A 7,584-nucleotide genomic window follows, 5' to 3' on the forward strand; every position below is an offset into this window, starting at 1 on the left:
CTGTCCACTCAAGCTGCGACCCTGATCACGAACTTCGCGTCCGCGGGGGCTGAGTTCCACCCGCCGTCCATCAACGAGTTCTTCCCCGACGCGATCCTGTTCGAGGGCACGATCTTCGCGATCACGCGCATCAACCTGGTGCAGATGCTCGCGACCGCCGTCCTGGTGATCCTGCTCATCGTCGGCACGCGCCGGATGAAGGTCGTCCCGGGCCGCTTCCAGAGCGTCGTCGAGATGGGCCTGGACTTCGTCCGCGTCAACATCGCCGAGGACATCCTCGGCCGCAAGGACGGCCGTCGCTTCCTGCCGATCCTCACCACGATCTTCTTCATGGTGCTGTTCATGAACATCACGGGTGTCATCCCGTTCCTGAACATCGCCGGGACGAGCGTCATCGCCGTCCCGCTGCTGCTGGCGATCGTGGCCTACGCGACCTTCATCTACGCCGGCATCAAGAAGAGCCCCGGCGGGTTCTTCAAGAACGCGCTGCTCCCCTCGGGCGTGCCGTGGCCGCTGTACATCATCATCGTGCCGCTGGAGTTCCTCTCCACCTTCATCATCCGGCCGATCACGCTGACGCTTCGTCTGCTGATGAACATGGTCGTCGGTCACCTGATGCTGGTGCTGTTCTTCTCCGCCACCCAGTTCTTCGTCGTCGGCCTCAGTGGCTGGTGGACGGCGCTGGGCGCGGGGTCGCTCGCCTTCGGCTTCGCCTTCACCCTGTTCGAAATCTTCGTCGCCTTCCTCCAGGCGTACGTCTTCGCGATCCTCACCGCGGTCTACATCCAGCTCGCGGTCGCAGAAGAGCACTGAGCGGCCCGGCGCACGCCGAGCCACCCAACCGAAAGGAAAAAACCCGTGGACGCAACTACGGTTCTCGCCCAGGTCACCGGTAACGTCGCCACGATCGGCTACGGCCTCGCGGCCATCGGCCCCGCCATCGGCGTGGGCATCGTCGTCGGCAAGACCATCGAGGGTGTCGCCCGTCAGCCCGAGCTCGCGGGCCGCCTGCAGGTCCTGATGTTCATCGGTATCGCCTTCACCGAGGCGCTCGCCTTCATCGGTATCGCGACCGGCTTCATCTTCACCTGATCCGGCCGCTCTCGACTCACTCAAAGGAGACAGGATGCTGAACGCTCTTGTCACACTCGCCGCGGAGCCCGCGGGCGAAGCGGCGAAGAACCCGCTGATCCCGGCGTGGTACGACATCATCTGGTCGGCCGTGTGCTTCGTCGTCATCATCTTCGTGGTGTGGCGCGTAGCCCTGCCGCGGATGGCGAAGCTCCTCGACGAGCGCAGTGCCGCCATCGAGGGCAACATCGCCAAGGCCGACGAGGCACAGCGCCAGGCCGAAGCCGCTCTCGAGCAGTACACCGCGCAACTGGCCGAGGCCCGCAAGGAAGCCGGTGAGATCCGCGAGGCCGCCCGCGAGGACGGCAAGAAGATCGTCGCCGAGGCGAAGGATGCCGCGTCCACCGACGCAGCTCGCATCACCGCCGCCGCCCACGCGCAGATCGAGGCCGAGCGTCAGTCGACCCTCGTCTCCCTGCGCGCTGAGGTGGGTACGCTCGCCGTCGACCTCGCCGGCAACGTCATCGGGGAGACCCTCTCCGACGACGCGCGTGCGCAGGCCGTGGTGGACCGCTTCCTCGCCGAGCTCGAGGCATCCGAGAAGGCGGCCCAGTAATGGGCAGCGCGACCACTCAGGCGCGGACCGCGACGACCGAGGCGCTCACGGCGACGTCGGGCGTCGACCTCGACGTCGCCCGCGAACTCTTCGCGGCCGTCGGCGCCGTGAGCGGCTCGGCGCAGCTGAGCGGCGCGCTGTCCGACTCCTCGGCACCGGCCGCCGCCCGCGGCGCGCTCGTGACGGCGGTCTTCGGTGGCACGTACCGCGAGGTGACCGTCGCTCTGCTGCGCAGTGCGGCCGAGCAGCGCTGGTCGAACGCGGGTGAGTTCGTGGACGGCCTGGAGGAACTGGCCGTGCGCGCCGCCACCGTCGCCGACCCGTCGGCAGACATCGAAGGCGAGCTGTTCCAGTTCTCCCGCACGGTGGCCTCGAACGGCGAGCTCGAACTGGCGCTGGGCGGTCGCCTCGGCGACGCGTCGGCCAAGAGCTCGCTCGTCTCGACGCTGCTCGACGGACGCGCGGGTGCCGCCACGGCCCTGATCGTCTCCTCGCTCGTGCAGAACGCGCACGGTCGCCGTGTCCGTGCGCTGCTGCGTCGCGCCTCGGCGATCGTCGCCGATCAGCGCTCCAGCATCGTCGCGACCGTGTACGCCGCGACCCCGCTGAGCGCCGAGCAGCGGACGCGGCTCGAGAACGCGCTCAGCGCGCGTTACGGCTCGGCGGTCACCCTCAACACCGTGATCGACCCGACCGTGGTCGGTGGGCTGCGTGTGCAGGTCGCCGACGACGTCATCGACGCGAGCGTGTCCGCACGCCTCGCCGACCTGCGCCAGCGCATCGCAGGCTAAGACTTTCCCGCCCGAGCGGGTGGAGATCTGGGGGCTCGCGCCCCACGAACGAAGGAAGACAATGGCAGAACTCTCTATCAGCCCCGACGTCATCCGTGACGCGCTGAAGGACTTCGTCAACGCCTACGAGCCGACGGGCGCGGGTGCGACCGAGGTCGGCACCGTCGTCGACGCGGCCGACGGCATCGCCCACGTCGAGGGACTGCCCGGCGTCATGGCGAACGAACTCATCCGCTTCGCGAACGGCACCCTGGGCCTGGCCCAGAACCTCGACGAGCACGAGATCGGTGTCGTCGTTCTCGGCGAATTCTCCGGCATCGAAGAAGGCCAGAGCGTCACCCGCACCGGCGAGGTCCTCTCGGTCGGTGTCGGCGACGGCTACCTCGGCCGTGTCGTGGACCCGCTCGGCAACCCCATCGACGGTCTCGGCGAGATCGCGACCGAGGGTCGTCGTGCGCTCGAACTGCAGGCGCCCGGCGTCATGCAGCGCAAGAGCGTGCACGAGCCGCTGCAGACCGGCATCAAGGCCATCGACGCGATGATCCCCGTCGGTCGCGGCCAGCGCCAGCTCATCATCGGCGACCGCCAGACCGGTAAGACGGCCATCGCGATCGACACGATCATCAACCAGAAGGCCAACTGGGAGTCGGGCGACGTCGACAAGCAGGTCCGCTGCATCTACGTCGCCATCGGTCAGAAGGGCTCGACGATCGCCTCGGTCAAGGGCGCCCTCGAGGACGCCGGCGCGATGGAGTACACCACCATCGTCGCGGCCCCCGCCTCCGACCCGGCCGGCTTCAAGTACCTCGCCCCCTACACGGGTTCGGCGATCGGCCAGCACTGGATGTACGGCGGCAAGCACGTCCTGATCATCTTCGACGACCTGTCGAAGCAGGCCGAGGCCTACCGCGCCGTGTCGCTCCTCCTCCGTCGCCCGCCGGGTCGCGAGGCGTACCCCGGTGACGTCTTCTACCTGCACTCGCGTCTGCTCGAGCGTTGCGCCAAGCTCTCCGACGAGCTCGGCGCGGGTTCGATGACGGGTCTGCCGATCATCGAGACGAAGGCCAACGACGTCTCGGCGTACATCCCGACCAACGTGATCTCGATCACCGACGGCCAGATCTTCCTCCAGTCCGACCTGTTCAACGCCAACCAGCGTCCCGCGGTCGACGTGGGTATCTCGGTTTCCCGCGTGGGTGGTGACGCCCAGGTCAAGTCGATCAAGAAGGTCTCCGGAACGCTGAAGCTCGAGCTCGCGCAGTACCGCTCGCTCGAGGCTTTCGCGATGTTCGCCAGCGACCTCGACGCGGCCTCGCGTCGTCAGCTCGCCCGCGGTGCGCGCCTGACCGAGCTGCTCAAGCAGCCGCAGTACTCGCCGTACCCGGTGGAGGAGCAGGTCGTCTCGATCTGGGCCGGCACCAACGGCAAGCTCGACACCATCGAGGTCTCCGACGTCCTGCGTTTCGAGCGCGAGCTGCTGGACTACCTGCGCCGCAACTCGACCGTGCTCGACACGCTGCGCGAGACCAACGCGCTGGGTGACGACACCGTCGCCGAGCTCGAGAAGAAGGTCGACGAGTTCATCCTCGAGTTCCAGCCGGGTGAGCAGAGTGCCGTGGGCACCGAGCAGGTCGAAGCCGCCGAGGCCGAAGACGTCAACCAGGAGCGAATCGTCAAGGGCCGTCGCTAACAGCGACGACACGAGAACGGAATCATGGGCGCACAACTGCGGGTCTACAAGCAGAAGATCAGTTCTGCTCAGACGACCAAGAAGATCACGAAGGCGATGGAGCTCATCGCGGCCTCGCGCATCCAGAAGGCGATGGCGCGTGTGCGCGCGGCATCGCCCTTCGCGCGGGCCGTCACGAGCGCTGTCTCCGCGGTGGCCACGCACTCCTCGATCGACCACCCCCTGACGACCGAGCGCGAGAACATCCGCCGCTCGGCCGTGGTGATCTTCACCTCGGACCGCGGCCTCGCCGGCGCGTTCAACTCCCAGATCCTCCGCGAGGGTCTGGAGCTGGCGGAGCTGCTGCGGTCGCAGGGCAAAGAGATCGTGTTCTACCTCGTCGGGCGCAAGGCCGTCGGGTACTTCCAGTTCCGCCGCATGGCCAGCGCCGCGCAGTGGACGGGCGACACCGACACTCCGCAGTTCTCGACGGCGGAAGCGATTTCGGACGCCGTGCTCGAGGCCTACCGGGCCGGTGGCGAGAACGACGGCGTCGACGAGATCCACCTCGTGTACAACCGCTTCGTCAGCATGATGACGCAGTCGCCCGAGTCCATCCGTCTGCTCCCGCTCGAAGTCCTCGAGGCCGACGAAGCCCCGGCTCAGGCCGAGGTGTACCCGCTCTACGAGTTCGAGCCGGACGCCGAGACCGTGCTCGACGCACTCCTGCCGGTGTACGTCCAGAGCCGCATCTTCAACGCTCTCCTGCAGTCGTCGGCGGCCAAGCACGCCGCGACGCAGAAGGCGATGAAGTCGGCCAGCGACAACGCCGACAAGCTCATCACCGACTACACCCGCCTGCGCAACAACGCGCGTCAGGCGGAGATCACGCAGCAGATCGCCGAGATCGTCGGCGGCGCCGATGCTCTGTCATCCGGCAAGTAAGTTCCCAAGGAGAGAAGAAGCCATGAGCCTCACCGCCGAGAAGACCGACGCGGCTGTCGTCGGCCGCGTCGCGCGTGTCACCGGGCCCGTCGTCGACATCGAGTTCCCGCACGACGCGATCCCCGAGATCTACAACGCGCTCAAGACCACCATCACCATCGGTGACACCTCCACCGAGATCACGCTCGAGGTCGCGCAGCACCTCGGCGACGACCTCGTGCGCGCCATCTCGCTCAAGCCCACCGACGGCATGGTCCGCGGCCAGGAGGTGCGCGACACCGGTGGCCCGATCTCGGTCCCCGTCGGCGACGTGACCAAGGGCAAGGTCTTCGACGTCACCGGTGAGGTGCTCAACGCCGCACCCGGTGAGACGATCGAGGTCACCGAGCGCTGGGGCATCCACCGCAAGGCCCCGAGCTTCGACCAGCTCGAGTCCAAGACCGAGATGTTCGAGACCGGCATCAAGTCGATCGACCTCCTGACCCCCTACGTGCAGGGTGGAAAGATCGGTCTGTTCGGCGGCGCCGGCGTCGGCAAGACCGTCCTCATCCAGGAGATGATCCAGCGCGTCGCGCAGGACCACGGTGGTGTCTCCGTGTTCGCCGGTGTCGGTGAGCGCACCCGTGAGGGCAACGACCTCATCGGCGAGATGGAAGAGGCGGGTGTCTTCGACAAGACCGCCCTCGTGTTCGGCCAGATGGACGAGCCGCCGGGGACGCGTCTGCGCGTCGCCCTGTCGGCGCTGACGATGGCGGAGTACTTCCGCGACGTGCAGAAGCAGGACGTTCTGCTCTTCATCGACAACATCTTCCGCTTCACGCAGGCCGGTTCCGAGGTCTCGACGCTGCTCGGCCGCATGCCCTCCGCCGTGGGTTACCAGCCGAACCTCGCCGACGAGATGGGTGTGCTCCAGGAGCGCATCACCTCGACGCGCGGTCACTCGATCACGTCGCTCCAGGCGATCTACGTCCCCGCCGACGACTACACCGACCCGGCTCCGGCGACGACCTTCGCCCACCTGGATGCCACGACCGAGCTGTCCCGTGAGATCGCGTCGAAGGGTCTCTACCCGGCCATCGACCCGCTGACGTCGACCAGCCGCATCCTGGACCCGCGCTACATCGGTGAGGACCACTACCGCGTGGCCACCTCGGTGAAGCAGATCCTGCAGAAGAACAAGGAACTGCAGGAGATCATCGCGATCCTCGGTGTCGACGAGCTCTCCGAAGAGGACAAGATCGTCGTGTCGCGTGCACGTCGCATCCAGCAGTTCCTCTCGCAGAACACCTACATGGCCAAGAAGTTCACCGGTGTCGAGGGCTCCACGGTCCCGATCAAGGAGACGATCGAGTCCTTCGACGCGATCGTCAAGGGTGACTTCGACCACGTCGCCGAGCAGGCGTTCTTCAACGTCGGTGGCATCGCCGACGTCGAGGCCAAGTGGGCGCAGATCCAGAAGGAGAACGGCTGACATGCCGCTGCGCGTGAACCTCGTCTCGGCTGACGCCGAGGTCTGGACCGGTGAGGCGTCGCTCGTCGTCGCCAAGACGGTCGAAGGTGAGATCGGCTTCATGCAGGGGCACGAACCCGTGCTCGCGATCCTCGCCCAGGGCGAGGTGCGCATCACCGGTGTCGACGGCACCAAGACTCTCGCCAGTGCGCAGGACGGGTTCCTGTCGATGTCGGGCGACGAGTTGACGATTGTCGCCGGTCACGCTGCGCTGGTCTCCTGACACTCTCTCCTCTTCGACGCGCGTCGTCCGGTTCACCGGGCGGCGCGCGTCGTTCGTTCGTTCCCCCGAGGTCGCATGCTCGTTCTCCTTCCTCCCTCCGAGACCAAACGCCCCGGCGGGCACGGAAAGCCCCTGGATGCCGCGAGTCTTTCCCTTCCGGCGCTGACCGCACCGCGTACCCGCGTGATCGATGCTCTCGTCGCGCTCAGTGCGGATGAAGAATCTGCGGCGCGCGTCCTCAAGCTCAGTCCCCGGCGGCTCCACGAGGTCGCTGACAACGCCGCGCTGCGGTCCGCAGCGACGCTGCCCGCGGTGGACCGGTACACGGGCGTGCTGTTCGATGCCCTGGATGCGGGTTCACTCGACGCTCCCGCGCGCGACTGGCTGGGGGCGCACGTCCTCATCCACTCGGCGCCGTTCGGCCCGGTCGGCGCCCTCGACGGCATCCCGGCGTATCGTCTGGCGGCCTCGACGTCGCTTCCGGGTCTTCCCTCGCTGCGACGGATCTGGGCGGATGCCGTCACCCGAGCCATCCGTGATGCGGCGCCGGACTTCGTCCTCGACGTGCGATCCGAGGCGTACGCGGCACTCGGCCCGGTACCCGCGGAACTCGACAGCGCCTACGTGCGTGTGGTCGCGGCGGGCCCCGATGGAGCGGTGCGCGCCCTGAACCACTTCAACAAGAAGGCGAAAGGCGAGCTGGTCCGACGCCTGGCGGAGACCCGTGCCCGCATCGGCTCGCGGTCAGATCTCCTCGAC

At 67.3% G+C, this 7,584-nt stretch carries 9 protein-coding genes; all 9 read left to right on the forward strand.

Annotated features, from left to right (window positions below):
- Positions 1–813, forward strand: an 813-nt coding sequence (gene atpB, locus LQV45_RS13980) for a F0F1 ATP synthase subunit A (protein ID WP_308288866.1), incomplete at its 5' end; no start/stop codon positions are given.
- Between the two features lie 45 nt (positions 814–858).
- Positions 859–1,092 carry a F0F1 ATP synthase subunit C gene (gene atpE / locus LQV45_RS13985; RefSeq protein ID WP_043360904.1) on the forward strand — a complete coding sequence of 78 codons (234 nt, stop codon included), beginning with the start codon at positions 859–861 and terminating at the stop codon, positions 1,090–1,092.
- Between the two features lie 34 nt (positions 1,093–1,126).
- Positions 1,127–1,687, forward strand: a complete 561-nt coding sequence (locus LQV45_RS13990) for a F0F1 ATP synthase subunit B (protein WP_230007554.1) — start codon at positions 1,127–1,129, stop codon at positions 1,685–1,687.
- Positions 1,687–2,478, forward strand: coding sequence for a F0F1 ATP synthase subunit delta (locus LQV45_RS13995; protein ID WP_230007555.1), 792 nt, complete (start codon positions 1,687–1,689; stop codon positions 2,476–2,478). Before LQV45_RS13990 ends, LQV45_RS13995 begins: the two co-directional genes overlap by 1 nt.
- 61 nt (positions 2,479–2,539) lie before the next feature.
- Positions 2,540–4,168 (forward strand): F0F1 ATP synthase subunit alpha, encoded by a 1,629-nt coding sequence (atpA, locus tag LQV45_RS14000; protein ID WP_138177930.1) that lies wholly within the window; start codon positions 2,540–2,542, stop codon positions 4,166–4,168.
- Between the two features lie 24 nt (positions 4,169–4,192).
- On the forward strand, positions 4,193–5,092 hold the full coding sequence (locus LQV45_RS14005) for a F0F1 ATP synthase subunit gamma (RefSeq protein ID WP_230007556.1): 900 nt from the start codon (positions 4,193–4,195) through the stop codon (positions 5,090–5,092).
- 22 nt (positions 5,093–5,114) lie between these two features.
- The gene (gene atpD / locus LQV45_RS14010) at positions 5,115–6,563 is read left to right on the forward strand and encodes a F0F1 ATP synthase subunit beta (protein WP_230007557.1); all 1,449 of its coding nucleotides are present in this window, start codon (positions 5,115–5,117) and stop codon (positions 6,561–6,563) included.
- A gap of 1 nt (position 6,564) precedes the next feature.
- Complete coding sequence (locus LQV45_RS14015; protein WP_138177936.1) at positions 6,565–6,825, forward strand: F0F1 ATP synthase subunit epsilon; 261 nt, start codon at positions 6,565–6,567, stop codon at positions 6,823–6,825.
- 75 nt (positions 6,826–6,900) lie between these two features.
- The coding region (locus tag LQV45_RS14020) for a peroxide stress protein YaaA (RefSeq protein WP_230007558.1) at positions 6,901–7,584 on the forward strand (684 nt) is incomplete at its 3' end.

This window comes from Microbacterium sp. Bi128 (genome assembly GCF_918698205.1).

Excerpts from the sequence above, each read along its gene's own strand:
- LQV45_RS13990 (WP_230007554.1), top strand. The coding sequence starts at position 1,127 with ATGCTGAACGCTCTTGTCACACTCGCCGCGGAGCCCGCGGGCGAAGCG.
- LQV45_RS13995 (WP_230007555.1), top strand. The coding sequence starts at position 1,687 with ATGGGCAGCGCGACCACTCAGGCGCGGACCGCGACGACCGAGGCGCTC.
- atpA (WP_138177930.1), top strand. The coding sequence starts at position 2,540 with ATGGCAGAACTCTCTATCAGCCCCGACGTCATCCGTGACGCGCTGAAG.
- LQV45_RS14005 (WP_230007556.1), top strand. The coding sequence starts at position 4,193 with ATGGGCGCACAACTGCGGGTCTACAAGCAGAAGATCAGTTCTGCTCAG.
- atpD (WP_230007557.1), top strand. The coding sequence starts at position 5,115 with ATGAGCCTCACCGCCGAGAAGACCGACGCGGCTGTCGTCGGCCGCGTC.
- LQV45_RS14015 (WP_138177936.1), top strand. The coding sequence starts at position 6,565 with ATGCCGCTGCGCGTGAACCTCGTCTCGGCTGACGCCGAGGTCTGGACC.